The sequence below is a fragment of the Alteribacter aurantiacus DSM 18675 genome, from assembly GCF_000429705.1.
Lineage (GTDB): Bacteria > Bacillota > Bacilli > Bacillales > Salisediminibacteriaceae > Alteribacter > Alteribacter aurantiacus.
On record NZ_AUCJ01000010.1, the window covers coordinates 52,515 to 76,688 of the forward strand.

A 24,174-nucleotide genomic window follows, 5' to 3' on the forward strand; every position below is an offset into this window, starting at 1 on the left:
ACCTATTGTATTAGGGGAGTGGACAAAAGTGACTGAAGAAAAAATTTATGATGTTGTAATTATCGGAGCAGGACCAGCTGGGATGACGGCGGCAGTCTATACGTCTCGTGCAAATTTATCTACAGTGATGATTGAGCGTGGAATGCCGGGCGGACAAATGGCAAACACAGAAGATGTTGAAAACTACCCGGGATATGACAGCATCCTCGGTCCTGATTTGTCTAATAAAATGTTTGAGCACTCAAAGAAATTCGGTGCAGAATACAAATACGGCGATGTTAAAGAAATCATCGACGGAAAAGAATATAAGCGAATTGTACTAGGAAACGGGGAAATCAAAACCCGCTCCATTATCATTGCTACAGGTGCGAAATATAAAGCTCTTGGCGTTGATGGGGAGAAAGAACTGAGCGGTCGCGGTGTATCTTACTGTGCTGTATGTGACGGCGCGTTCTTTAAAAATAAAGAGCTTGTCGTTGTCGGTGGGGGCGATTCTGCGGTGGAAGAAGCAGTGTACCTCACTCGTTTTGCCAGCAAAGTAACAGTAGTGCACCGTCGCGATAAGTTACGTGCACAAAAAATTCTCCAAGATCGCGCATTTGCTAACGATAAAATTGATTTCATCTGGGATACGGTTGTAAAAGAAATCAATGATAAGGACGGTAAAGTCGGAAGCGTGACCCTAGTGAGCACGAAAGATGGATCGGAGCGCGAGTTCAAAACGGACGGCGTGTTCATTTACATCGGTATGCTTCCAATTAACGAGCCGTTTAAGGATCTAGGCATTACAAACGAAGACGGCTACGTTGAAACGAATGACGAAATGGAAACGAAAATTCCTGGTATTTACGCAGCCGGAGACGTTCGTGAAAAAACATTGCGTCAGATCGTTACAGCCACAGGAGACGGAAGTATCGCTGCTCAAGCGGTGCAACACTACGTTGAAAGCCTTATTGAAGAGCTAGAAAGTGAAAAAGCGAATAACTAATGCTAGTTAGCTGCGGCCCATCATCTTGGTGGGCCGTTTTGTTTGTTTGCAGAAAGGTAAGGGCGGAGGGGCGATTTGGGCCAAACCGTTAATTAGAGGCGGGAAGGCGTAAATCGGAGTAGTGAAGCCGTGATAAAAAGAGATGAAACCGTGAATTACCCATTCGTTCTGTAGAAAAAAGAAAAGCAAGCCGTTAAAACCTCGAGGAATTACTGTATTAACCGATGCCCGAGGGGTTAAGACCGAATATCATCATAACGCTTACGGAAACGTGATAAAAGCCATTAGTGATGCCGGTGGTCTAAACTATACCCGGACATTTAACTATGATGATCAAAATAACATTATTCAGGAGAAAGATGAAAATGCCAACAAGTCAGGGAGTAATGCATCTTACGATTATACTTATGACTTGGAAGGGAATCTAACAAGTTTTACAACAACTTTAGGTGAAGTAGAGACATTCGAGTATGATGAAAATCATAATCCCGTACAAATCATCGACGCAGAAGGCAATGTGTTTTCAGAAGAGTATGACATAAATAGTAACAATGTTGCTTCAACGGACGCAGCTACGAAGTCTTCGGCAATGAAATATGACAGTAATGGGAACGTGATTGAATCCACTTCCAGTGTGAGCATCGGAGAGAACCTCATTCTTAATGGAAGCTTTGAGATTGATCAAAATCAAGATAATTGGCCGGATCACTGGCGGAAGGTTGGTACGGCCACATTTAGCTACCTAAACGGTGGCGCCCAAGTGCAAAATGGCAAGCTCGGAAACAAACAAGTAAGGGTAAGAAATCCTTCTACCAATGCTGCAATTGAAAGTGATGCCATCCCGTATGACAATAAGAAAAAATATGTCGCCAGCGGCTACATCAAAACAACCAATGCATCTTCGCAAGGTAAGATTGTGGTTACCGGAAAAACATCCGGCGGAACGATCACAAAAGAACTCAGCAGTCCTGCTCTTTCAGGAACCACGGGGGTTGAACGTATTCATTTAGTAGTAAACCCTGGTGATTTACCAAGTACCACAACAAACATTACGATAAAAGCGTACGCAACAAGTGGTTCAGGTGACTTCTTCTTTGACGGACTTCAGTTGGAAGAAGAATATTTCGGCGCCTATAATCTTATTGAAAACAGCGATTTTGAATGGGATAAAGATAAAAACGGCGTGCCGGAACAATGGTATTTTCCAGGAACATTAACATCAAAAGATGGTATAGACACGACAACCGCTTATGCTAGGAAGCAGTCTGTCAAGCTTACCGGACAGCGAAACATCGATAAATTTGTCCGTCAAGAAGTGCAAGTCAACGGAAAAGCGGGTCAAAAAATCACCGTCTCCGGCTACTCAAAGGTGGATAATCCGACACCGAACGCCGGACCTTATCAAATGAATGTTGCAATTAACCACACAGACGGAACCACACAGTGGGTCAATGGAGACTTTGATAAGTCAAAATCTCATGACTGGCAGCATGTCTCCTTAAGGTTCGCACCCGTGAAGGATTTCAGTAGTCTCACGGTTTACTATCAATTCAAAGACCAAACTGGTACCGCTTGGTTTGATTCGGCAAAAGTGAAGATTGGTTCAATCCGATCAAAGTCCGCATACGATCCTAAAGGGAATTATGTGATAAATGAAACGGATGCAAATGGGGATACAGTTTTTAAATCATATGACGCGATTGGAAACGTGACAGGGGAAACCGTTGGTGGAGATACACGAAATTATGAATATAATTCAAACGACAATTTAGTAAAAGTAATTGATGAACACCGACGTACGACCAGGTTTGAGTATGATAAAAGTGGCAACCATACGGCCACGATAAATGCGTTGGGACATATTACCTCTACAACATTCGATGAAAGGGATAATAAAACGTCCTATACAGACGCGCTGGAAAGAAAAATCCATTATGAATATGACATTATTGGAAACCCGGTCAAAACAATCTCACCTAATGGGAGTGTCGTAGAAACAACTTATAATAAAGTTGATCGTAAAAACGCTGCCTTCTACAACGGGGTAAAGCGGTATGAGTTTGTATACGATGCCAACGGGAATTTACTGAGTGAGAAATATCTCTTAACAGGGGTCACCTCTACTTTTACTTATGATGCGGACGATAAGTTGAAAGAAAAAAGCGATACTGCAGGTAAGAAAGTGACCTATTCATACGATAAAAACGGAAACCTAATGTCAAGTGTGTACCAATCTGGAACCAATAAAGTCGAAGCAGCGATTACCGTAGATAAAAACGATCAAATAACGAGTATTTCCAGCGGGGCTGCCGAGGTGGGCTTTACCTACACCGAAAGCGATGAGTTAGCCAGCTTAAGAAACAAGAATGGTACTTTTACCCTTTACGGGTATGATGGGGCGGGTCAGGTGCTTCGGGTGGCAACCAGTCATCCTCACGGCACCCTCATTGAGTCGTTTGATTACAGCTATGATGCGAAAGGAAACCGGACTTCGGAGAAAACTCTATCCGGAACGGCCAGCTTTACTTATGACAAAAGCAATCAGCTTACAAAAGAAGTAAGACCAACAGGAGATGTGCTCGAGTACACGTATGATGCGGTTGGGATTAAATTTATGTTTTCCTCAACAGTATAGCGAACTTATGCTCTTTACAAATGCTCCTCAAATAGGGGAGTGGGAATTTTATCCTATAAAGACCGCAAAACCACAAAAGAACATGGGATGATGTTGTGAGAGCAAATAAGGAAGTATTATCCCAAGAGGATTGCCTATTCATTGCCCAAAATGGAACTGGAGATCAATTGTGTTTTAAATTAATGGGTGATGCTGTTGATAATGATGTATACCTTTGGGATCATGATAGCAGTAGCACTTCGTGGGTAGCTCAAAATCTATCAGATTTGATTATGAATTTAAAATGATATTTTTTTACCAGAGGATTCTTTTAATTCTCTGGTATTTTTAGATTCCGTGCATTCAGACAGTCTCAGTAGTTTTTAAGGATCTATTTTTTAAACTAAATACAAATGTCTAAAAGTTAAGACTTTTAGATGATGAGATAAACATAAAAATACATCTTGTTTTTTGATTGTGGATAAATTTACAAGTTCAATATTAAAATGAAATTAGATAATTTGGAATTTGTGAAAAAGGTACTTAAAGTATTGGGGAGTTTAGTGAAGGAAACTTCAACTTAATCAATTGCCAATATTAAAGAGGTTTTATTTGTTAAACTTGTTTCCAATAATTAATAACGATAAAAATTTATTGAATTTCAATAATAAATGTTTTAATATGGAATTAATGGGGGGGTAATTATGAAAATTGGAACAATCAACTTCTTAAAAGTATCTGTTTTTATCATTGGCATTATAATGATTTGTTTTTGTATTTTTGCTCTTCCGTCTCTTGCAGACTACTCAGCAAAGATGAATCCGGAGTACGCATTTTTGGAACTTCCTGTGTTAATTGGTATATACATTACTGCGATACCATTTTTCCTTTCTCTGTTCCATGCCTTAAAACTATTAAATTACATTAAAAGTAAAAGTGTTTTTACGGAATTAGCTGTGAATTCATTAAAACAAATTAAAAATAGTGCAATTTCTATAATTGTCCTATACGTTATTGGTATGTTCTTTTTGGCTTTCTTAAATGCATTACACCCTGGAATAGCAATTATTGGTATTGTTATTGTGTTTGCAACGCTTGTTATTTCTGTCTTTACTGCTGTTCTCCAAGAATTGTTAATAAGTGCTATTAAAATAAAATCAGAAAATGATTTAACTGTTTGAGGTGATAGAATGCCAATAGTAGTTAATGTTGATGTAATGTTAGCAAAAAGAAAAATGAGTGTTACAGAATTATCAGAGAAAGTCGGAATTACAATGGCTAACCTATCTATATTAAAAAATGGAAAAGCAAAAGCCATTAGGTTTTCAACATTAGAGGCAATATGTAAGGCATTAGAATGCCAACCTGGAGATATTTTAGAATACGAAGATGAAGACATAATATAAACATTCTGAAAAATACAATGGAACTAACGGGGGGAGATAGTGGAAGAATCCGTTCCGTCCGTTATGATGCTGACGGGGAGAAGAGTTGAATAAAGAGAGCTAATGCTGAATTAGAAATAGTCTCCTCTTTTACTATTTGTTGTTAATTTATATTTAAGTACGAGAATTAGAAAAATAAAGAATTCAAGAGAGGATATTTTATGGGAGAGCAAGAGAAACTAAAGGTTTTCGATGATGATAGAAACCAAATAGGAATTGCTTCACGGAGTGATGTACATAAGAACGGATATTGGCATGAAGCATTTCATTGTTGGTTTCTTGGAAATGAACAAGGAATAGATTACATCTACTTACAACTTCGTAGTAAAAATAAGAAAGACTATCCTAATCTATTAGATATTACTGCTGCTGGACATTTACTGTCTGATGAGAGAGTTCAAGACGGAGTAAGGGAAATAAAAGAAGAAATAGGAATAGATTTAGCTTTTGAGGATTTAAGTCCGTTAGGTATAATTGATTACTGTGTTGTGAAAGAAAATTTCATAGATAAAGAATTAGCAAACGTTTTTTTATATATGAGTGAGAATACCTTTGACGAATTTACACTTCAACTTGAAGAAGTTTCAGGAATAGTGAGAGCTAAATTTACCGACTTTACTCAACTTTGGTTTAGTGATAAAGAGGAGATAGAAATCAATGGGTTTCAAATAAACAAGTATGGAAATAAGCTTATGATTAATGAAAGCGTAAACATAGATAAATTCGTACCCCATCAAGTTACTTACTATAAAGAAGTTATTCAACAGATACAGAAAAAGATTAAGTAGAACTCTTAATTATGTCTAACGTGTACGTTGCTACACAAATTATCGTTGCTCTTGTGTCGCTAACGAAGAGATTAGGAAAAACAGTTAAATACCATAAGTTCCAAATGTTGCTTTTTAACGATCTTAAAATGAAGAATTTTGTTAGTGAAAAGCAAGTTATTGCTTGAATAAGAGAATTAAAAGTGAGGTATGGCAATGTTAATAAAGCACAAATGGATATTCTTGGTTTTTACTTTAGTACTCTTGACGGCTTGTAGTCCAGAATCTAGGGAAGGAGCTATGATGGAAGTTGAGTCTACAGATTTATCTAATGAAACTATTGACGATATTAAAGCAGGCATGTCCATCAACGATGAATCTCTTATAATGAAACACGGAAAATTTGAAAAACATCCAGATAATGACCATTACGCAACACTAAGAAACTATGACCAATATTGGAATAAACATTTTATTATGAGTGTGGATAGAGAAACAAAGGAAATTTTACAAGTTAGTGTTCTCGAAGAAAACAATACATCTTCAACTGCAATGGGAATAAAAAGAGGTTCGTCTATTGATGAAGTTACAGCAACCTATGGTGAGAACTATTATATTTATGAAGACAAAGAACAAACCATCTATTTAATTGGATATGTTGATCATCAAAATGATTTACAATTATCCTTTCTACACTTTGATAATAAAGTTATAGGCATGAATATTGGTTATAATTTTAACGGAATGAAATATTGATAGAAATATTTTCAAGCAGTGGGTTTAAATTTCAAAAGGAATTTTCCCCTCTTATAAACTTCAAATAGAAGATGGATACAAACCTCTTAAGTACCGAGGGAGAGTATAATTAGGAGGGCAACTAGGTGGTATCAAACAGTTATCAATTATGGAAGCAGCCAAATTTTTTAAAGCTTTGGTCTTCTCAAACGTTAAATTCTTTCGCGGAAATTTTGCTTAGAGTAGTAGTTATGCTAGAAGTTTACCGATTAACAAATTCAGTTCTTGGTGCAGCTTCTGTATTTGCATTTATGTCACTTTCTTCATTTATTAGTAGCCTTATCGTTTCAAGAATAATAGACAATTACTCAATGAAAAAGATTTTATTTTCGGTGGGATGGTTACGCGGCATATTAGTAATAGCAATTGGTGGATTCATCTACATTGAAAATACAGTGGGACTCACCTTATTGTTTCTAGCTATTTCGTTATATTCTTTTGCTGGGGCGTGGTATCAACCAGCAAGGTTTGCTATTTTACCTTTAATTATTCCGAGGGAGCAATATATTAAAGCGAACGGAACTCTTGTCATGATTCAGCAATTACTAATGGTTGCAGGTTGGGGATTAGGTGGTGTTTTGGCAGCATTCATTTGGTATCCAATTATTATTTCTGTCATTGCAGTCGCTTATGTGGTTTCTGGTTTATTCGTTTACCTTATAAAAGTTGAGGAGAAAAATCTCTCCGTTAAGAAAAACACAAAAAGAATACCTGCTTGGAAAGAAGTTTGGCGTATTCCTGTTGTACGTGGCATTACTATGATGGAGACAATTGAAGGTATCTCAAATGCTATATGGACCTCAGCACTTCTACTAGCCTTTGCCACTGTTGTGTTAAATGCTGGAGAAGAGTGGTGGGGATTTCTGAATGCAGGTTATTTCGTTGGTGCCATTTTAGGAAGTATTATTGTTACCTTTAATGCAAAAATCTTAGAAAATAAAATTGGAATTATGATTGGGCTCAGTGGGGTATCCATGGGTGTATTAACGATTATATTCTCTTTTACAACCGTTCCGATTATTGCTGTGTTGCTGTGTGTACTTATGGGACCCATGTATCAAGCAAGGGATATTTGTCAGGTTGCTCTGTTGCAAGACGCTATACCAGAAGAACGTCGTGCGGGGATAATGGCCGCGAGAAGTGCTTTTCTAACTCCGTGGAACGGAATAATGGTTCTAATTGTTGGGTTTGCTGCCGACGTATTTAGCGTTCAGATGGTCTATTTGATTGCTGGGATATTATATTTCATGGGTTCTTTACTAGCTTTTCAACAAACATCACTTAGAAATTACGAATTTAAGGACTCAGAAAAAAGTAAGATGACAACATAACTTAAGGACGAATAGAAAACAGATAATAATTCATGGGATATTCTATGTAAAACGAGAGAAATTAAAGGTTTTAATAGAATTAAAGGGAGAGGAAATAATGGCACAATCAATTATATTTGATATGGATGGTACGCTATTTCAAACAGATAAAATACTGGAATTATCACTGGATGATACTTTTCGCCGCTTAAGATCTTTGGGTAAATGGGACAAAGAAACGCCTATTAATAAATACCGTGAAATTATGGGGGTTCCTTTACCAAAGGTATGGGAGACTTTGTTACCTAATCATTCTGTTGAGGAAAGAAAAGATACGGATGCTTATTTTCTAGAAAGACTAATTAAGAATATAAGCAACGGAAATGGAGCTTTATACCCTAACGTAAAGGAAGTCTTTAGTTATTTAAAAGAGAATGATTGTTCTATATACATAGCAAGCAATGGTTTAACGGAATATCTAAAAGCGATTGTTAGTTTTTATAATTTGGATGAATGGGTTACGGAAACATTTAGTATCCAACAAATCGAATCTTTGAATAAATCAGATTTGGTCCAAGTTATTATAAAAGAATACAGTATCACTAATGGAGCAGTAGTTGGAGACCGACTTTCAGATATAAATGCAGCTAAAGATAATGGTTTAGTTTCAATTGGATGCAACTTTGACTTTGCACGTGAAGATGAACTCTCTCAAGCTGATATGGTTATTGACGACTTGATAGAGCTACAAACAATATTGATGAAATTAAACAGATAGTTTATTGAACGGGAGCGTTTCTTTAATAGGAACGCTCTTTGTGTATCCAATTAATCGAAAGCAAAAATGTTTTTATTAAATTAAAAAGATGGTTGATATTCTATAATAGATGGAGAAAGCTTTAAAACGATTTATACTATAATAGCAAAGAAGGTATACTTTGGAGGCACGCCCCTGCGATAAAACTTAAAACAAAAATAAGTTCTAGATGTTTCTCGTCAAAGTCATATTACGAAACAGTTTAATAAAGGAGTTGTATAAAAAATGAATGAAAATCAAGGTGCAGAATTAAAACGGTCTTTAAAAGCAGAAGACATTCTCCTGCAGGTCAATAGTAAAACTAAGCTAGGCGACTTACGTAAAATCGCGAAGGAAATAAAAAAAGATCACGAACTAGCTATGGAACTTTGGTCAACCGAAGAGTTTTTGCCACGACTATTAGCAATCTTAATTATGGACAAGAAACTTCTTTCACAAGATGTGATAAATAAGTTTGATAAGGATATGCAGAATCACACTTTTGATGAACGAAATAACTTAATGGATTGGTTAATGGCTAATCAGCTCACCAAAGACAAGAAGAAAATTGCATTGATGAAGTCATGGGAAAATAGCCCTTATGCTCTTCAAAGGAGAGCTTTCTGGTATTATCAAGCGCGATTGAGATGGACTGGACAAACACCGCCTGATAACACCGCAGACTTGCTAACTGCAATAGAAGCTACTATTACGCAGGAAGAAACGGAAGTTCAATGGGCTATGAATTTCACCGCAGGTTGGATAGGCGTTTATGATGAAAAGAATCGCGCACGCTGTATTAAACTTGGTGAGAAAACGGGTCTCTACAAAGATGAAATAGTAGCAAAAGGATGTACTCCCAGCTATCTGCCAGAGTTCATTACGATGGAAGTTAACAAACGACATAATATTTAGTTACTTCTGAAAAATTCATTAGAGTTTAATGGAAAATTAAAGGAATTCAAAGCCTACATTTTAAAATTGTAATACTGCTTAATCGAAAAATAAAGGAAACAACGAGTTTTGGCAGCTAGCTCCTATCAACTCTTTCTAATCTGCAGGGCGCATATTTTTAAGAAGACCAATTTTTCAGCTGTGCAGTACAACAATATTATTCAATAAGAAAGGGATGATAAAGATGACAAAATTAGCTTATATAGAGAAAATGATATGGAAGTAAAATAGTTGCTGGATATATAAATTTATTGATTTGAGAGAACGCATACGAAGTATGTGTCTCAAGTAATGAATAAAACAATAGGTGAATATATCCAAGTGAAACAAAACTCCCTGAAATTTGAGGTTGTTTATTTAATAGTGCGAATTGATTGTGAAGTATTGTACTTTAACTAACGGGTGCGATAGTGGAAGAAGCCGTTGCATCCGTTATGGTGCTAGCAGGCAGCTTAATTTATATATATTTTAAAATGAGTATACCTCTCCGTAAGTGAACCTTCTCTTTTAATTGCACTCTTGCTATACTATAGGTGATTAAAGAACGAGTGTTCGTATTTTACTGGAGGTTTTGGAGATGAGTACAGCGATTAACGAAATGAATGAGTTGGATTTTCATCAGCGTTTTCGTACGGAAGAAGATTGTTATAAGTATCTTGTGAAGTTGAAATGGGCTGATGGATTCGTATGTGATCGCTGCCATCATACCTCCTGTACCGAGCTTTATCACCGAAAATTCCCCTTGTATCAATGTAAAAACTGTCACTACCAAGCATCTGCTATTGTGGGGACCATCTTTGAACGTACCCGCACTTCTCTTCTCAAGTGGTTTATGGCAATATGGCAAATGGCGACCGATAAACGCGGGTTTAGTGCTAAACAGCTCGAACGAAACATTGGTGTCACCTACAAAACTGCGTGGCTCATGCTTCATAAAATCCGTGAAGCCATGATTGAACGTGAACATATGTATTTTCTTAACGGCATTGTTGAACTTGATGAAGCCTTCTTCGGGGCACCCAAAAAAGGAGGAAAAAGAGGAAGAGGTACGGATAAAACCATGGTACTGGCTGCCGTTTCTCTCACTGATGATGGAAAACCGAACTTCGCTAAGATGGAAGTGATTCCTGATGCAAAGTCGACTACGCTTGTAAATTTTGCTTACCGTGAGATTGCTCCTGGTACGGAGATCCGAAGTGACGCTCACCGATCGTATCCTAAGTTGTCAGAATCAGGCTATCACCATGTCGCTCATGTGTTTGATCAGAATAAACGTCCTGAACATTTGAAATGGCTTCATGTGATCGTTGGGAATGCGAAAAAAATGGTAACCTCAACCTTTCATGGTCTCGGAACGAAACATTTGCAACGTTACCTAAATGAATTTTGTTATCGCTTTAACCGTCGTCGTTTTAAGGGAGAAGGGTTTGGTCGACTGCTTCGTCTTTGTGTTAACAGTCCGACGATTATTCGGCGTGAATTGGAAAATACATTTATACCATAAGCAGAACAGAGAAGGATTTTATTGGAAGATGCCGAATAGATATTGAATAGCATACACTCCTATTTCAATTCTTTAAAGAAGGGTTTGTGTAATATTTATGAGGAGGAGCCTGTAGAAATAATAATTGAGTTGGAAGGCTGGTTATGAAGTAATATTTATCGAATCATATGGCAGTGAGAGTTGACCCTTACGTAACTCGAATTGAGAGGACTGAAAGTATTAACCCTGATTAATTTAGACTAAATTAAAGCCAGAGGTGGATACGATATGGTATTTATATTAGCAAGTATATTCTTTTGGGTCCTTTTTTTGATATTTACATTATTAGCTGCACTAATTCAATACAATTTCCCCAGATTTAATTTAGTGTGGTTATTTTCAGTCTTTTTTCTAGTGGGATGTGTATATTCAATATCATTACTAGACTTCAGTCTTTTGATTCATTTTTCCATTGCATATACTATTTTGTGCGTAGTATCATTATTGAGTTTAAAAGTTAGAAGTAAATTAATAGAGGTAGAAAAAAGGGAATCTAGATGACAAACGAACCGAAAGCGGGTTGTTTGTCATTTTTAATTAAAATAATTGAGTATTCTATTAGATCAGAATGCTATAGAAGTTCGTATGATCATAATCAGAGGAGGGGTCAGGTGTAGAAAGATGAGAGACAGAGGTTAAGAAATAAAGCACAGAACAATAGTCCAATGGGGAACTTTGCTGAAGGTGTTAACCGTTCAATGTTTGGAGAACCAGGGGCATTAGCAGAGGGAGGTTGTTTGTCTAAGATAATTATTTTAGTTGTAATCATAGTTGTTTTTATGTCTTTTGGTTATTTAACTAAAGGATAGGGTTAGTTTCATAAGAAAGGACAAAAAAAGCAGATGCCTAGTCTGCTTTTTTCTGAGGTAACGGAATACTCATTTTCAAATATAACTCAAGTGCACCAAAACTGACTGAAAGGTATACTCATTTATTTTAATGTCAATTTTACTTACAGGGGTGCATTCTATGAGCTTTGGGACTTGGGTAGCAATTGCAATTGCGTTGATAGGAGGCATAGTTGGTGGTATAGTTGGCGCTAATTCAAAGAAAAAGAATTAATTTACTTTATTCAACAAACGGTGAGCTGTAGTTCAATAAGAAAGTATCAAAAAAAGCAGATGTTTAGTCTGCTTTTTTTTAAATTATTCATTTTCTGAGCTAACGAAAAACTCATTAAGCTTTATATCAAAGAAAATAATTGATTAGAGAATTCTTTTCTTTGATACTAAAAAAATAACTCTATCGAAAGTGGCAAAATCATTCCCATATGTAATCTTGATAATTATCTTTTGCAACCTTAATCCATTCCGCTCCCTCTTCATCCCATTCGAGCACTAAAATATCCCCCCAAGACCCCGAATAATGCGTCGTTTGGATGATCGCAATCCGCCCGTCTCCTAACGAGACCACTTCTTCTCTCGGTGATTCTTCTGGGTATGGCTGTTGGTCATAACTTATATCAGGTCCCACTGGCTTTAAGGCAATAATAATTAAGCAAATAAAAATTCCTACTAGTGATCGGCTAGACTTTGGTCTTTCCTTCTCCATTCTATATCCTCCTTTTTCGTTACCCGACTTTTATTATTAGTATAAACTCATGGTCATCTTAATGTTGAAGATTCAGCCTATATGATGCTAGTTCACGGTAAAGCCTAATGACTCTTGAGTTCACTTTTGTGAATTCTGAATCCGGTTTATCCGGCATATTAAAGGCTTCTTTAATTTCTGTCATCAGCTCAGTCACTTCCTGTGGCTGGGCTTCTTTTTGCTTTAACATGGCTGCTTTTGTTTCATAGTGCTTAATCATTTTAAAACCTCCTTACTTAATTGAAATAAATTCTTCAATCCGGTGGTAGCGGATACTTGTGGGATCGCTTGGAACCAGGCCGGAACATTTGAACATACCGATGAAGCGGTATCGGTTCATACCAAGGTTATTTTTGTACTTGGCAAATACCGCTCTTTTTTGATGCTGTTCCCTTTCTTTTTAAAACCGTGCTTTCTAGCTTCTACAATTTCAGGGGATTCATGAGATTGGTCGATGTACGTCCAATCAGGGCGTAGAAAAAGGAAGAGTACATAAAAGAGAGAAAGGAGCCGGAAAGACCGCGGCTACTTTCTTTTTACTGTATAAAAAATCAGTGGGGCGTTTTAATCTACAAATTTTCTTGTAATAGATAGGTAGTTACCGGAGGAGTTTCGTGTTTCAATTTCAGCGAAGAATTTAAGGTCCTGCTCTTTTGGATTCGTAGGTTTAGGTTTACCGGGGTTCTTTTATGAACGTATCTTCTGTTGTTTTAACAAGTCCTTGCGATCTTCTTGTTCAACATTTTTATGACGGGTCACGTAGAGAACACCTTCTTTTTTGGAGATTTGATCCCCTAACTCCATTCAATGTCCCGCGTATGGAAGGAGAAGTAGTGAAGCAACAATATGTGTGGGAAAATAAAATGAGCTGGAAAAGGCAGGGGAATTCCCTTTGACCTTTCCTAGCGTATAAGTTCGCTCTAAGTATTGGATGGGGTTAAAGGGGGATATGAATAAGTATAACGTGAGTGTCGATGTGTATCAAGATTTTAAGGGAATTTTTGTATATGATTAAGAAGATGATTTTCTTGTTTATCAGGCGTTTGCGGTATGTTGCAGGCAGGTCACGTATCTGACTAAACGTGACACGGCGTTGTTTTTAGCTGAAAGAGAAATTCTTTATTGTGAGCATCGAAGTTCTACTTCTTCCCTTCTTTGAAAGGTTCCGCTGTCTATAGACTTAAGGCTTGTACAAATGTCACCTAGTTATACTGTAGAGGTCAGGGATATAAAAGCCCTCTCTCCTTATGCGAAGGAGAGAGGGCTTTCTTGTTAATTAGGAGACGGAAACCATTAATTATTGAGATCAAAGAGTCCTGGAGCATGCTCATTGGGCATCTCGGGCATATCAGGAATAGGGTGACCCTGCGGTGGGGGCGTGACGGATAACTCTCCGCCATTTCTGCTTGGTGTTGTACCCTGAAATATTTCACCCATCCTGGTCTCGTCCAGACGGAAGTTGAATTGGGCATTATGGAAGCCCATTTCCACGTATTTACGGCATTCCGGGTATTTGTTTAAATCATAATTCGGTATTGGGAGTATTTTTCCCCAATCAACCCCGAGTGTCTCCAGCGCTTTGGCAAAGGCGTTCTGGTGTGCGTTATCTCGTACAATCAGGAAGGCGATGGTTTCTCTAAGGGTTTTATTGCTGCTCATCTCGTAAATTCTCGACTTCTGCAGAACACCAGTGGATTCAAGTACCACGTTATTGAGCAGGTTAGCTACGAGATTTCCATGGTCATATACCCATGACCCGTTCCATGGGTTGCCTCCAGCATCAACCGGTAGTGAAGATTTTGCACCCATAATGTAATGGTGAGGGTTAGCTCCGGATTGTATTACGTCATCTAAAGGAGCAGCATCAGACGCCTTGTTTCCGGGCATATCTCCACCTGATTCATTTAATAACTGATTAATTGTCGACTGAACGAGTTCCACATGACTTAGTTCTTCCAGAAATACTCCTCTAATCAAGTCACGGTACTGCTTCGCTTTTCCTCTGAAGTTAGCACTCTGGAATGAGAATTGCATCAACGTTCTCATTTCACCGAACTGGCCCCCAAGTGCTTCCTGAAGCACTTTTGCAGCATTAGGATCCGGTTTGTCAGGCACAATCATATTGATTAAATCTTCTTTATAAAAATACACGTTAACATCCACCTTCCAATTATATTCTTCTATATTTTGTAAGGAAGGTGCTACCATTATTCGTTATTATGTTAATATTTATTTCCTTTTCTTTTCCTGTTCTTTTGGTGCATAAATAAATGAAAAAAAGGGATTAATGAACTGGAACTGCAAAATTTGCGGCCTCCTTTATAGACAGTCTCTCGTATTGATGATTCTCCATTTTTTAATCCCACTGATAATATTTAAATCCAACAATATTATGATCGCCATATAAATTAAGTAATCGTTTTGCAAACTAAAGTCACAAAATTTCACTTCATCTGCACTTCGTGAATGCCAAACCTGGGCTGGTTTAAGAATGGCACATCAAGCATATAGATTTCATGGATAGCTTTTTATTAGGAGGATTTTATATGCTTTGGTTTGTAACGTATATCCTAGTTCTTCTATTCATCTTTATTACATCAAGTAAACTCGTAAGGATTTATGAGGTCGATGGAAGCCCGGGATATTTACCACTCCTTTTTTTATGTTGTCTTGTGTGCATTTTCGTATTACTCGTGACCAAGTGGATTTCCGGTAGCATGAAGTAGCCTTTAGTATTTTTAATCCTCTTGTAGAACAATAGTAGTTTTCATCACCAGTCAATAAGGAGACTGAACACAGTGGAGGATGATTATGGGTATTATGTCTGGCAATCAAAAAGAACAGCCAATGCATTACCATGAGGTTATTCATTCAGTACATAGAGCTACCTATCAGGAGTTAAAGCAATGGTTGTTACTTATTAAACACGGGAAAAAACCATTGCTGGGAAAAATGAAAAGTCAGGTTATTGATCAAGGGAGGCAGGAGGAGTAAATATGAGCCATTCGAAAAAAACGGCACTTCTCATCCTAAAACCCTCTGTGATAAAGCTGAAGTTAGCATGACTCTTATTATTTTTACATCCTGCTGTGTCAGTTTAGCTTTTTGGAGTGAATGTTGTTTCCACCTATTTAAACAAACGTATATGTTGCTGGTGAGGCCAGAGTCGAATCACCATGTAATACCAGCGATAAGTAGTAAAAGACTCTGATGACTAATAAAAAGATCTTTTTATTACTAAGGTTTAATTCAACATTTTTATAAAAGGTCTGTTAGAAAGGGTTAAATACTTATAACTTATTCCAAAGGCGTTTGATATCTAAGGATTTAAATACTTGATTACCTTTAATCTCCCTATGGATAAGTGGGTTGTTAAAAAGGGCATCAACATCAAGTATCTCTTCTTTACGTTTTACGTCGATTCTCTTTAACTCATCGTAATATGACACATTCTATTCCTCCAATACACAAGGTTTTCAAATATTATGATGGTATATCCGGTTCCTTTTTATTCCTATTAGTGGCTATTTTTCTTTCACAATCCTAAAGGGGTTTTAAAGTTAATTTGCTTATGGAAGCTAGGGGAAAGGTGCTTTTCTATGTAGAAAGACCTTCTCAAGTGATGGGTATTACTAATCCCATTTAACTCAAGAAGGTCATCTAATATTAGAAAATATTAAGTTGAGCAGAGACGAGGATTAGAAGTTGGATGAGAAGCTGAATGTTGATGAGGAGTTGAGTGTCTGTAGATGTGATATTCACATCTTTGGAATCTTCAACGATAACTTTTTGATAAGAAATCTGCTTTGACTTAACAGACTTCATTAAATCGTTTGTAATGCTCTCAGCGCGATCCGAGTCAGCGATAGAGATGCTGATCAAGATGACGAGCGCTGCTTGTAGGGCAGCCTGAAGATTAATAGCTGCTTTCGTATCGGTCGTTGTAACAGTAACATCACAAGAGTTTCGTACAATGATTAGCTCTTCAGATAACTGAAGTGATTTATTTTGGAATGTGGTGTCATTGTTACTATCACTTTCACAACCGTGTAGTGGATGTTTTGCCCCGCTCAAGGCGTTCCAGTCACATCCATCATTTTTGTTAGAAAAGAACATAATCTTTCACCTCCTTTCCTTACTAGAATATGAGGATTATTACTGTTTGTTTAGACAAACTATCTGGTAACTCTATCTATTTTTTCTATTTATTTTATTTGATAGATAGGGTTTGTTTTCTGACTTTTGGCGAGAGGTTAGCGCGCTTGTAGTAGGAGGTGCAGCAGGTTTTTGATTAATTGTAGGGGAACCATCTTTCTTCTCCGTTTTATCAACGAAGACTTTTACTTCTTGTTCCATTTCTTTAACGATGGAGCGTAGTCTTTCTTTCTGCTTCTTAGTAAGTTTTGATTGTGCTTTCTTTACATCGTGTTTCTGGAAAGTGCTTTCTACTAACATCTCTAATAGTTTTTTGTTGAATTCCATATTCTCACTCCTTTCTTAAATAAATATGATTACGTGATAGTCTATGAAAATAGGATGAAAAGGTATAGACAAAACACTTACATTAATAGAAAATATACGGTTCCACTGGAGCAATCAAGTGAGTATTATAGTTGTGTAATGTCACTTACAAAATATAATAATAGTAATATGATTCGAAAAAATTAGTAGTTGGTTGCTACCCTGCCTGTTATGTTTACCTAGCGGCCGCAAAAATAAATACAGGGCTTAAAACTTACGGTTCGAAAACTTTTGAGGATGAAACCTTCGATCCTTATCTTGATTCCTGACTCACGATCCATGTGAAAAAACCCCAAAAAAGCCCCTTTTACGGGACCCGATCCCCTACGTTCGAATGGAGATACAACAGAAGTGAAACACATAGAGAAGGAGGGATTTTAGAATTAAGTCAGTTCAACCCCCCTTAGCGTGGTGGGAGCATGCTACCATGGTTAGTAGAAGTACATTGTTCGATAGCCGGTCATTAATCAACTTTTCTAATATACAAAATAAAAAGGGAAGGGCATTTAGAAAAAGGAAAAAATAAGATAAGCTGAGCTTAAGGTGGACATGCTGAGTTTGATATGAAGCATTACATACGTATGACATTACGAAATTACACATTTTAACATATTAAATGTGTTGCATTTTCCATATAGTGTTATAACATTAAGGTGTACTACTAAAATTATCCAACATTAACGAAAGGAGGTCGTTCCTATGATGCAGGTAAAACAGATTTTAATTGTAAAACTTTATAATGTATCATCGGACGACTTCTGTGAGATCTTATAAATTTGTTATGGCTTTTTAAACCAATGGCAAAAGGATGCACAGACCGGTGATAACCAGGTCTGTGCATTTTTAATTTATTGAAATCTTCCGCACAGGCCTCTGGACCGGCCTGTGTTTTTTAGCATGATTTTATACACCCTTATGGGTATTTGGGGTACTTTACCTTTTTGTTACCAGAGAGCGAAAAAACAGTTGGATTTCCTTGTTATTTCGGTCTTTAACGCGATCAACACATCGTGATGAAGGAATGAAAATGAAAAGGAGGTGATTAGAGATGCTTTTAACATTGTTTCACTATACAATTTCAATTACTCATCTGCCATACAGCAAAGAGGAGGTTGAACGTGAGCGACATTATGGCCGAGTATGTAGACGAATTGAAAAACAGCGGGCACACCAGATAGAATTATTCCGCGTTATGTAAGGAGAAAGGTTGTTGTTGCTATCTATCAAATAAGAAAAGGAGGCGTTTATGATGAAGTTCAAAGTGGTTAATCAACTCGTATGGATACCTGAGGGGGATGGCTTTGGGTAGCTGAGCTTTATGATATTAGGAAGCATCCGAAACGGATGCTTCCTTTTTGTTATGTGACCTGCATGTCTGCCAGCTATGTTGTTAAACACCGCGAGCTTTCGGTTTAATGGCACGCTTGTTTTCTTTTGAAAATGCTCTATTTGGTCTGTCTGACATACGAAAAGCCGTTTTTATTTCCTCCATCAGATCAGCCACTTCCTGTGGTTGAACTTGTTTTTGTTGTAATATATCTGCTTTTTCGATTAATTGAAATATCTTCGAGTGAAATAATGATAGGTATACAATGTTAATCTAAGTGTTTTGCTGCCTTATACAGGAGTTGAGCTAATAAATAAGTATTTTTATGCGATGGCACAACTATCCCTGAGGAAATAAGTCTTTTGATTACGCAGAGGGTGTACGCTTTGGTACTAAACGTACCGATAACCACAGTGTATGGTTGGTTTACGCATCCACACAGTTTTATGTTACGTACAGAACGAGTAGAAACTTAAGGAATTGCTGCTACCCGTGTGTAACAATGGAGTAGGGCTTTCTTGTATAAAGAGTTGTCTATAATTAATTCCTCTCTAATTAGAAAAAACCCAACCATGAGCGGCCAGGTTTAATGATACTTAAGATTATCTGTACTTTTTAGTTTTCGATATCACGGTAGGGTTCTATATTTTGAAATTCTTGCTTCTTCTTTATCTTTAGTACTAGATTCTTCTTGGTTGGGTACTTGTTAGTCATGATACCACTTCATCTACCAGGCGGTTATTAATTGTTGGAGTTCTGGTTACTTGAACTTTTTCCGCCTTTCTGTCCGATTTCTTGATAAAATTCTTTATCTTTATTTTTGCTTGTCTGTTCGCCGCCTTTCCTTCCAGCTTCTTCACGGCTCATGGTTCCGCTAGAAGTACTGTTTTGAGTACCTGAGTTATCGCTGCTGTTGGAGTTATCGTTGCTCGTTGTATATTGATTACCTGAAGATTTTCTTCCGCCCTTTTCACCAATCTCAGCAAAATGTTCTGAACTATGCTGTTTTGCGTTTGCTTCTCCACCTTTTTTAGCAGCTTCTTCACGACTCATTGTTTGGTTTGAGTTATTGGATTGGTTTTGTGCCATTTGAATCTCCTCCTATTTTTTAATTTTTTATGCTTACAGTATCCCTGTTTCCAACTTACCTTCTGAAACAAACCTACATTAAACAATTAAATAAAATTAGGAATTGATGTCTATTTCATACTATTTGGATTATTGATAGATACTTACATAGATGACAACGTAAGGAATTTATTTCTAGGCCCAAGAGTAACTGCTGGTTTTTAATTTTGAGTGTTAAACGGAGAGAGCATAAGTTAAAAAGTATATAGGAAGTATTGTTATTAACTTCAAAACAAACCTAAGTTTGACCAACCTATTTTAGCTTAATACAAAAAAAGCACACTTCCTGTGAGTGGAGGTGTGCTTTTGGCGGTTTTTTCGGAGTGTGTAGTTATAATGATTGGCTACCGGATATTATATGCCTGTAGTCCATCAATGAAACAAAAAAGGTAGTGGGTGACCGTCTATTTTTAACTGATACAAAGTCTAAGTCCATAATACTTGAATAAAGTATCAAAGTAAAAAGGGGGAGCAACAATGGATAACTATAGCGAGGTAGAGCATTTAGCTTGGCATGAAACGTTGGAAATACATGAACTGGTTGCCTTTCAATCAGTCGCACTAATGAGATTAAAGAAGGCATTCCCTAAAGTCGCAAACTCAGAACTTAAAAGCATATACCGAGAAGCCATTGAAGGAATAAGCAAGAACCTTCAAGAGCTTCTAGAATACTACCCAATGGCGCCTATACCACATAGGACAGAAGAGCATCGATTAGATGAGACATCGTTTTACGCTGGTGATCTACTAGGGTTATTTAAAACAAGCGTTCGAAACTATGGTATTGCGATTACAGAAACAGCAACGCCCTCTTTACGGGCAGTCCTAAAAGCCCAATTAAACAACGCTATTGATATGCGCGCAAAAATCTATTCATTTATGTATCAAAGAAGCGATTATCCATCCTATAATTTAGAAGCCTTGTTACAAGGGGATGTAGAGAAAGCAAACGCTGCTTTAAATAAACGATATTGATATTTATTAAAATCCGGTGGTGCTTGTCGACCGGATTTTTCCGATTACATAAAGCACCAAGGAAGGTGAAAGATAGGAATAGGAGGTGTTTTGAAGTGAAAGATCAAATCAGGTATGGAGATGATTATCGCTTTATTCCAGCATTTTCATTCAAAAGTGGTGAACTACTGGAGGTAACGACAGACGTTTCATGTTATGTTGACCAAATTGTAAATGTGGTTTTGATTGAAGCAAATGATCAATTAGTCATAGTAGACACTGGGATGCCTAAATCCTCAGAAAAATTGATATCTCTTATTGAATCTCGCCACAATAAAGGGATAAAACTAGCGGCAATTCTCTTAACACATGGCCATTTTGATCATGTTGGAACGGTGGTTGACATTGTAGATAAATGGAATGTTCCAGTGTTCGCCCACGAGACGGAGCTACCTTATTTAACAGGCAAGCTAGACTACCCTGAACCAGATTCTTCAGTAGAAGGTGGGTTCGTCGCGAAAATATCCCGCTTTTTTCCTAATGAAGCTATTAACCTTGGGGAAAAGGTCGAGGCGTTACCTACTACAGGACAGGTTCCATTTCTAGACGAGTTTACTTGGGTGCATACCCCTGGCCACACCCTAGGTCATGTATCTTATTTCAGAAAAAGAGACGGCCTCTTACTGGCAGGGGACGCCTTTGTGACGCTTAGACAAGATTCTTTGTACCAGGTAGTTACTCAAAAAGGTGAAGTAAGTGGACCTCCGAGGTACTTTACTACAGATTGGGATTCTTCTTATGACTCAGTGAAGAGGCTTGCCAACTTAAAACCAAGTATTGCCATTACTGGCCATGGTCCGCCAATAAAGGAAACAGAGCTAACGGAAGGACTTCGTCATTTGGTTGATCATTATCAAGATGTAGCTGTTCCTGACAATGGTCGTTACAGTCATTAAAGAACAAGAAAAATTCCCCAACCGGTTACACATTCACCTGTTGGGGATAAAAGCTTATTGAGTCTGGCCGCTAAGGTCTGATTTCACTTGTTGGATTTCACCTGGTTGAGCAGGAGCGGCTGCTTTGTAATATCCTCTTTGTTCAGCTGCTTGGTACACCTTATATTGCCTGGCCTCATCATTATCTCTCAACTGTTGGAATGTCTGTCGTAACTGTGGATTACTTGTTTGAGCAATAATGGAAGCATAGGTGTTGAGGCTGCCATTAATCATGCTTAAATAATCACTCATCATATCCTTTTCTGTCATCATTGAAATTCCTCCCTAATTTAAATACATCATTAACTGTTGTTTTGCATTTCTTGCATCCTGAGCATCCTGTGTAAGCATCTCTTGAATTGCTGGATCTGTACATTGAGAGGCATAAGCATCCAGCTTATTCGCTACCGTTTCATGCCCACCAATCAAATGCCTTAGGTGCTGTAACTCCAGTTCATTAAGCTGATTCATGATGTGTTCTCCCTTCTTATTTTAAGTCGTCATTAGTATTATTACTTTTGGTACTTTTATTCCACACCTAAAGCTGTATCTCCCAGGAAGTGAATGCTGTTTTCTGAAAAAAATAACAGACCAATGTATAGAATTCTTTTTAATAATCATAATAAGTTTGGTCATCAAAAGGCAAAAGGAGACCTTAAAATTGCTAAACATTAGGAGGATGATTATGGGTATTATGTCAGGTAATCCAAAAGATCAACCGATGCACTACGGAGAAGTATTTAGTACGTGGAGTTACCTTTCTGGTTTAAAAGCGATGGTAGCTTCTTATCAAACACAGGAGAACCACTGCGGGGATACAGACCTAAAAAAATTGATTCATGATCTGATTGAGCAAGGAAAACAAGAAGAAGAAGAGGTTACAGTACTCCTTAAAGAGAACGGGATTGCTCTTCCACCAAGCCCTCCAGAACGTGCAAAAGCTACACTAGAAGACATTCCAGTGGGAGCTAGAATCAACGATCCTGAAATTGCCCTTTCTATCTCGAAAGACATTGCAGCAGGGCTAGTTGCTTGCAGTCAAGCAATGGGGCAGTCAACGCGTGAAGATATTGCTATGATGTTTGGTCAATTTCATACTGTGAAAGCTCAGAATGGTGCTAAACTATTGAAATTAAACAAAGAAAAAGGATGGTTAGTTCCGCCACCCCTTCATATCAATAAACCTTCTGAAGAATAGATAGGATTATTAGCCGGCTTATCGTGCCGGCTTTTTTATATTCGTACCTAAGTAGGCGTATATATCACAAGCTGATTTAAATTAGATTTGTGACCTCATGTAAAACCTTGTAAGCAGTATTGGAATACTTTGTAACGACTTAAAACACCTTCCGTAGAAGGTGTTTTTAAGCAGATGGGATTTGGTTTTTCCGGCGCATTCGTGCGGGCGCACGATGGTGTAGTATATGATCTAGAGAGAAAATGTATACATAATAAATAGTTGAATAAACCAAAGAAGCATCTGACTTACGTTAATCATTTTTCTTCATTGCTTATTCGTTGTAAACAAAGTTAACGTAAGGTAAAATGTTAACAAAGTTAACTTTGTGGAGGCGGTACGATGAAGAAAAGCGTTGAGATGTTGGTTCTGCGCATGCCGTTTTTAGGTGACATTTCTGGAGAAAAAGAGGACGTTTTTAAAAACGGCCGTTTTACTGATGTTGAAAAGGTATTTTTAGAGCTTTACTTTCATTTTTTAGATCCTGAAAGGCACGCTTTTGATATGGGGCTTGTCTATCAGCATTTGGATTCAGAAGATGTAATTTTGGTGCTTCAGGCATTTGAGGCCTTTTACAGACAGGATAATTACTTAATTCGGCGGGATACGGCGCTATTTATAAGAGAGAAAGAGAGCCTAGAATATTTTAACCAGCGGGATTTTGCGGCATATATGAACAGTCACGGTCATTCCTTTAGTCGGGCGAAGATTAAGGTGTATTACGACCGAGGAAAGCTGCCAAAAGAAGACCTGTTGATCAGCAGTAAACCATACTGGCTTAAAGAAACAGTTGAGAAATATGAGAAAAAAGTAAACAATAAAAGGTAGAGGAAAACCCGAGGAGGAACACAAATGAATCAACTAACAATAGAAAGAGTAATTGCCTTTGTTTCACATGTGACGGGGCACGGGGCAAGCGTTATTCGTGAATCTAAAGTCAGAGATACCCTTAATGGTGGGTATGAATTTAAATTAGGTTTACAACACTACACAGTTCTCCTTATTAATGGAGGAAAAACAATTCAACTTTCTCATTCTTTATTAGGAATTAGCACAAGATCATTTTTCTTTAAGGCCGATGATTTCACTTTTGATCATGACACGATGAATAAGGATGAGATGAAAGTAAAAGAAGATCTTCGAGAAGAAATAAGGGGTCAAATTAGCGTAAGTCTCCAGCAAGGCAATAAGATATGATGTTAAAGAATGT

27 protein-coding genes and 3 pseudogenes are annotated in these 24,174 nt (G+C 37.5%); 20 read left to right on the forward strand and 10 right to left on the reverse strand.

Annotated elements, in window-relative coordinates:
- Nucleotides 1–28 precede the first annotated feature (28 nt).
- From trxB to G476_RS24145, 12 genes and pseudogenes are all read left to right on the forward strand, one after another.
- Nucleotides 29–988 carry a thioredoxin-disulfide reductase gene (gene trxB, locus G476_RS0100275; protein ID WP_026688343.1) on the forward strand — a complete coding sequence of 320 codons (960 nt, stop codon included), beginning with the start codon at nucleotides 29–31 and terminating at the stop codon, nucleotides 986–988.
- Nucleotides 989–1,259: 271 nt separating this feature from the next.
- Nucleotides 1,260–3,623 carry an RHS repeat domain-containing protein gene (locus G476_RS0100280; RefSeq protein ID WP_026688344.1) on the forward strand — a complete coding sequence of 788 codons (2,364 nt, stop codon included), beginning with the start codon at nucleotides 1,260–1,262 and terminating at the stop codon, nucleotides 3,621–3,623.
- Between the two features lie 95 nt (nucleotides 3,624–3,718).
- Nucleotides 3,719–3,910 carry an SMI1/KNR4 family protein gene (locus G476_RS24140; RefSeq protein WP_051314587.1) on the forward strand — a complete coding sequence of 64 codons (192 nt, stop codon included), beginning with the start codon at nucleotides 3,719–3,721 and terminating at the stop codon, nucleotides 3,908–3,910.
- Between the two features lie 396 nt (nucleotides 3,911–4,306).
- A complete protein-coding gene (locus G476_RS0100290; RefSeq protein WP_026688345.1) occupies nucleotides 4,307–4,783 on the forward strand; it encodes a DUF2975 domain-containing protein in 477 nt (158 codons plus the stop codon).
- A 9-nt stretch (nucleotides 4,784–4,792) separates the two neighbouring features.
- Complete coding sequence (locus G476_RS0100295) at nucleotides 4,793–5,008, forward strand: helix-turn-helix domain-containing protein (RefSeq protein WP_026688346.1); 216 nt, start codon at nucleotides 4,793–4,795, stop codon at nucleotides 5,006–5,008.
- Between the two features lie 200 nt (nucleotides 5,009–5,208).
- Complete coding sequence (locus G476_RS0100300; protein WP_026688347.1) at nucleotides 5,209–5,835, forward strand: NUDIX hydrolase; 627 nt, start codon at nucleotides 5,209–5,211, stop codon at nucleotides 5,833–5,835.
- 195 nt (nucleotides 5,836–6,030) lie between these two features.
- The gene (locus tag G476_RS0100305; protein WP_156906480.1) at nucleotides 6,031–6,570 is read left to right on the forward strand and encodes a hypothetical protein; all 540 of its coding nucleotides are present in this window, start codon (nucleotides 6,031–6,033) and stop codon (nucleotides 6,568–6,570) included.
- A 125-nt stretch (nucleotides 6,571–6,695) separates the two neighbouring features.
- A complete protein-coding gene (locus tag G476_RS0100310) occupies nucleotides 6,696–7,940 on the forward strand; it encodes an MFS transporter (protein ID WP_051314588.1) in 1,245 nt (414 codons plus the stop codon).
- 97 nt (nucleotides 7,941–8,037) lie between these two features.
- Nucleotides 8,038–8,697: an HAD family hydrolase gene (locus G476_RS0100315; protein WP_026688350.1), complete on the forward strand. Its 660-nt coding sequence runs from the start codon at nucleotides 8,038–8,040 to the stop codon at nucleotides 8,695–8,697.
- A 264-nt stretch (nucleotides 8,698–8,961) separates the two neighbouring features.
- On the forward strand, nucleotides 8,962–9,630 hold the full coding sequence (locus G476_RS0100320) for a DNA alkylation repair protein (protein ID WP_026688351.1): 669 nt from the start codon (nucleotides 8,962–8,964) through the stop codon (nucleotides 9,628–9,630).
- Nucleotides 9,631–10,246: 616 nt separating this feature from the next.
- The gene (locus G476_RS20920; protein WP_051314589.1) at nucleotides 10,247–11,173 is read left to right on the forward strand and encodes an IS1595 family transposase; all 927 of its coding nucleotides are present in this window, start codon (nucleotides 10,247–10,249) and stop codon (nucleotides 11,171–11,173) included.
- A 671-nt stretch (nucleotides 11,174–11,844) separates the two neighbouring features.
- Nucleotides 11,845–12,021, forward strand: a pseudogene (locus G476_RS24145) (hypothetical protein); the annotation flags it as partial.
- Between the two features lie 451 nt (nucleotides 12,022–12,472).
- Here G476_RS24145 and G476_RS0100340 read toward each other — a convergent pair.
- From G476_RS0100340 to G476_RS0100355, 4 genes and pseudogenes are all read right to left on the reverse strand, one after another.
- Nucleotides 12,473–12,763, reverse strand: a complete 291-nt coding sequence (locus G476_RS0100340) for a hypothetical protein (protein ID WP_026688352.1) — start codon at nucleotides 12,761–12,763, stop codon at nucleotides 12,473–12,475.
- Nucleotides 12,764–12,821: 58 nt separating this feature from the next.
- Nucleotides 12,822–13,022 carry a hypothetical protein gene (locus G476_RS0100345; protein ID WP_026688353.1) on the reverse strand — a complete coding sequence of 67 codons (201 nt, stop codon included), beginning with the start codon at nucleotides 13,020–13,022 and terminating at the stop codon, nucleotides 12,822–12,824.
- A 12-nt stretch (nucleotides 13,023–13,034) separates the two neighbouring features.
- A pseudogene (locus G476_RS24150) lies at nucleotides 13,035–13,184 on the reverse strand (hypothetical protein); the annotation flags it as partial.
- A 911-nt stretch (nucleotides 13,185–14,095) separates the two neighbouring features.
- Nucleotides 14,096–14,953 (reverse strand): manganese catalase family protein, encoded by an 858-nt coding sequence (locus tag G476_RS0100355; protein ID WP_026688355.1) that lies wholly within the window; start codon nucleotides 14,951–14,953, stop codon nucleotides 14,096–14,098.
- A gap of 395 nt (nucleotides 14,954–15,348) precedes the next feature.
- Between G476_RS0100355 and G476_RS0100360 the strand changes: the two genes are divergently transcribed.
- Nucleotides 15,349–15,528, forward strand: a complete 180-nt coding sequence (locus G476_RS0100360) for a hypothetical protein (protein WP_026688356.1) — start codon at nucleotides 15,349–15,351, stop codon at nucleotides 15,526–15,528.
- An 85-nt stretch (nucleotides 15,529–15,613) separates the two neighbouring features.
- A complete protein-coding gene (locus tag G476_RS0100365) occupies nucleotides 15,614–15,796 on the forward strand; it encodes a hypothetical protein (RefSeq protein ID WP_026688357.1) in 183 nt (60 codons plus the stop codon).
- A gap of 296 nt (nucleotides 15,797–16,092) precedes the next feature.
- On the opposite strand, the gene G476_RS23425 is transcribed toward G476_RS0100365, so the two are convergent.
- The 3 genes from G476_RS23425 to G476_RS0100380 all read right to left on the reverse strand — a co-directional run bounded on the left by G476_RS23425 (nucleotide 16,093) and on the right by G476_RS0100380 (nucleotide 17,284).
- On the reverse strand, nucleotides 16,093–16,251 hold the full coding sequence (locus tag G476_RS23425) for a hypothetical protein (RefSeq protein ID WP_156906481.1): 159 nt from the start codon (nucleotides 16,249–16,251) through the stop codon (nucleotides 16,093–16,095).
- A 217-nt stretch (nucleotides 16,252–16,468) separates the two neighbouring features.
- Entirely contained in the window at nucleotides 16,469–16,918 is a 450-nt protein-coding gene (locus G476_RS20925) for a spore coat protein (RefSeq protein ID WP_035185849.1), read from the reverse strand.
- Nucleotides 16,919–16,990: 72 nt separating this feature from the next.
- Nucleotides 16,991–17,284: a hypothetical protein gene (locus G476_RS0100380; RefSeq protein ID WP_026688358.1), complete on the reverse strand. Its 294-nt coding sequence runs from the start codon at nucleotides 17,282–17,284 to the stop codon at nucleotides 16,991–16,993.
- Between the two features lie 1,087 nt (nucleotides 17,285–18,371).
- Between G476_RS0100380 and G476_RS23430 the strand changes: the two genes are divergently transcribed.
- A complete protein-coding gene (locus G476_RS23430; protein ID WP_156906482.1) occupies nucleotides 18,372–18,521 on the forward strand; it encodes a hypothetical protein in 150 nt (49 codons plus the stop codon).
- Nucleotides 18,522–19,403: 882 nt separating this feature from the next.
- On the opposite strand, the pseudogene G476_RS24155 reads toward G476_RS23430, so the two are convergent.
- A pseudogene (locus G476_RS24155) lies at nucleotides 19,404–19,517 on the reverse strand (KGG domain-containing protein); the annotation flags it as partial.
- Nucleotides 19,518–20,255: 738 nt separating this feature from the next.
- Between G476_RS24155 and G476_RS0100395 the strand changes: the two are divergent.
- Both G476_RS0100395 and G476_RS0100400 read left to right on the forward strand, forming a co-directional pair.
- Complete coding sequence (locus G476_RS0100395; protein WP_026688359.1) at nucleotides 20,256–20,753, forward strand: spore coat protein; 498 nt, start codon at nucleotides 20,256–20,258, stop codon at nucleotides 20,751–20,753.
- Between the two features lie 95 nt (nucleotides 20,754–20,848).
- On the forward strand, nucleotides 20,849–21,688 hold the full coding sequence (locus tag G476_RS0100400) for an MBL fold metallo-hydrolase (RefSeq protein WP_026688360.1): 840 nt from the start codon (nucleotides 20,849–20,851) through the stop codon (nucleotides 21,686–21,688).
- 54 nt (nucleotides 21,689–21,742) lie between these two features.
- Here G476_RS0100400 and G476_RS0100405 read toward each other — a convergent pair whose 3' ends face one another.
- Complete coding sequence (locus G476_RS0100405) at nucleotides 21,743–22,000, reverse strand: spore coat protein (RefSeq protein ID WP_035185852.1); 258 nt, start codon at nucleotides 21,998–22,000, stop codon at nucleotides 21,743–21,745.
- A 12-nt stretch (nucleotides 22,001–22,012) separates the two neighbouring features.
- Nucleotides 22,013–22,198: a hypothetical protein gene (locus tag G476_RS0100410; protein WP_026688362.1), complete on the reverse strand. Its 186-nt coding sequence runs from the start codon at nucleotides 22,196–22,198 to the stop codon at nucleotides 22,013–22,015.
- Nucleotides 22,199–22,412: 214 nt separating this feature from the next.
- Between G476_RS0100410 and G476_RS0100415 the strand changes: the two genes are divergently transcribed.
- The 3 genes from G476_RS0100415 (at nucleotide 22,413) to G476_RS0100425 (ending at nucleotide 24,161) form a co-directional block, all read left to right on the forward strand.
- On the forward strand, nucleotides 22,413–22,925 hold the full coding sequence (locus tag G476_RS0100415) for a DUF3231 family protein (protein ID WP_026688363.1): 513 nt from the start codon (nucleotides 22,413–22,415) through the stop codon (nucleotides 22,923–22,925).
- Between the two features lie 381 nt (nucleotides 22,926–23,306).
- Nucleotides 23,307–23,792: a hypothetical protein gene (locus G476_RS0100420; RefSeq protein WP_026688364.1), complete on the forward strand. Its 486-nt coding sequence runs from the start codon at nucleotides 23,307–23,309 to the stop codon at nucleotides 23,790–23,792.
- A gap of 24 nt (nucleotides 23,793–23,816) precedes the next feature.
- Nucleotides 23,817–24,161 (forward strand): hypothetical protein, encoded by a 345-nt coding sequence (locus tag G476_RS0100425; RefSeq protein WP_026688365.1) that lies wholly within the window; start codon nucleotides 23,817–23,819, stop codon nucleotides 24,159–24,161.
- Nucleotides 24,162–24,174 lie beyond the last annotated feature (13 nt).

What these genes read in the sequence shown, in the direction of transcription:
- G476_RS20920 (WP_051314589.1), top strand. Translation starts at nt 10,247, where the DNA reads ATGAGTACAGCGATTAACGAAATGAATGAGTTGGATTTTCATCAGCGT.
- G476_RS0100295 (WP_026688346.1), top strand. Translation starts at nt 4,793, where the DNA reads ATGCCAATAGTAGTTAATGTTGATGTAATGTTAGCAAAAAGAAAAATG.
- G476_RS0100290 (WP_026688345.1), top strand. Translation starts at nt 4,307, where the DNA reads ATGAAAATTGGAACAATCAACTTCTTAAAAGTATCTGTTTTTATCATT.
- G476_RS0100320 (WP_026688351.1), top strand. Translation starts at nt 8,962, where the DNA reads ATGAATGAAAATCAAGGTGCAGAATTAAAACGGTCTTTAAAAGCAGAA.
- G476_RS0100315 (WP_026688350.1), top strand. Translation starts at nt 8,038, where the DNA reads ATGGCACAATCAATTATATTTGATATGGATGGTACGCTATTTCAAACA.
- G476_RS0100380 (WP_026688358.1), bottom strand. Translation starts at nt 17,284, where the DNA reads ATGGAATTCAACAAAAAACTATTAGAGATGTTAGTAGAAAGCACTTTC.
- G476_RS0100300 (WP_026688347.1), top strand. Translation starts at nt 5,209, where the DNA reads ATGGGAGAGCAAGAGAAACTAAAGGTTTTCGATGATGATAGAAACCAA.
- G476_RS0100345 (WP_026688353.1), bottom strand. Translation starts at nt 13,022, where the DNA reads ATGATTAAGCACTATGAAACAAAAGCAGCCATGTTAAAGCAAAAAGAA.
- G476_RS0100425 (WP_026688365.1), top strand. Translation starts at nt 23,817, where the DNA reads ATGAATCAACTAACAATAGAAAGAGTAATTGCCTTTGTTTCACATGTG.
- G476_RS0100395 (WP_026688359.1), top strand. Translation starts at nt 20,256, where the DNA reads ATGGATAACTATAGCGAGGTAGAGCATTTAGCTTGGCATGAAACGTTG.
- G476_RS0100305 (WP_156906480.1), top strand. Translation starts at nt 6,031, where the DNA reads ATGTTAATAAAGCACAAATGGATATTCTTGGTTTTTACTTTAGTACTC.
- G476_RS0100365 (WP_026688357.1), top strand. Translation starts at nt 15,614, where the DNA reads ATGGGTATTATGTCTGGCAATCAAAAAGAACAGCCAATGCATTACCAT.
- G476_RS0100405 (WP_035185852.1), bottom strand. Translation starts at nt 22,000, where the DNA reads ATGATGACAGAAAAGGATATGATGAGTGATTATTTAAGCATGATTAAT.
- G476_RS0100420 (WP_026688364.1), top strand. Translation starts at nt 23,307, where the DNA reads ATGAAGAAAAGCGTTGAGATGTTGGTTCTGCGCATGCCGTTTTTAGGT.
- G476_RS0100415 (WP_026688363.1), top strand. Translation starts at nt 22,413, where the DNA reads ATGGGTATTATGTCAGGTAATCCAAAAGATCAACCGATGCACTACGGA.
- G476_RS0100360 (WP_026688356.1), top strand. Translation starts at nt 15,349, where the DNA reads ATGCTTTGGTTTGTAACGTATATCCTAGTTCTTCTATTCATCTTTATT.
- G476_RS23430 (WP_156906482.1), top strand. Translation starts at nt 18,372, where the DNA reads ATGCTTTTAACATTGTTTCACTATACAATTTCAATTACTCATCTGCCA.
- G476_RS20925 (WP_035185849.1), bottom strand. Translation starts at nt 16,918, where the DNA reads ATGTTCTTTTCTAACAAAAATGATGGATGTGACTGGAACGCCTTGAGC.
- G476_RS0100410 (WP_026688362.1), bottom strand. Translation starts at nt 22,198, where the DNA reads ATGAATCAGCTTAATGAACTGGAGTTACAGCACCTAAGGCATTTGATT.
- G476_RS0100340 (WP_026688352.1), bottom strand. Translation starts at nt 12,763, where the DNA reads ATGGAGAAGGAAAGACCAAAGTCTAGCCGATCACTAGTAGGAATTTTT.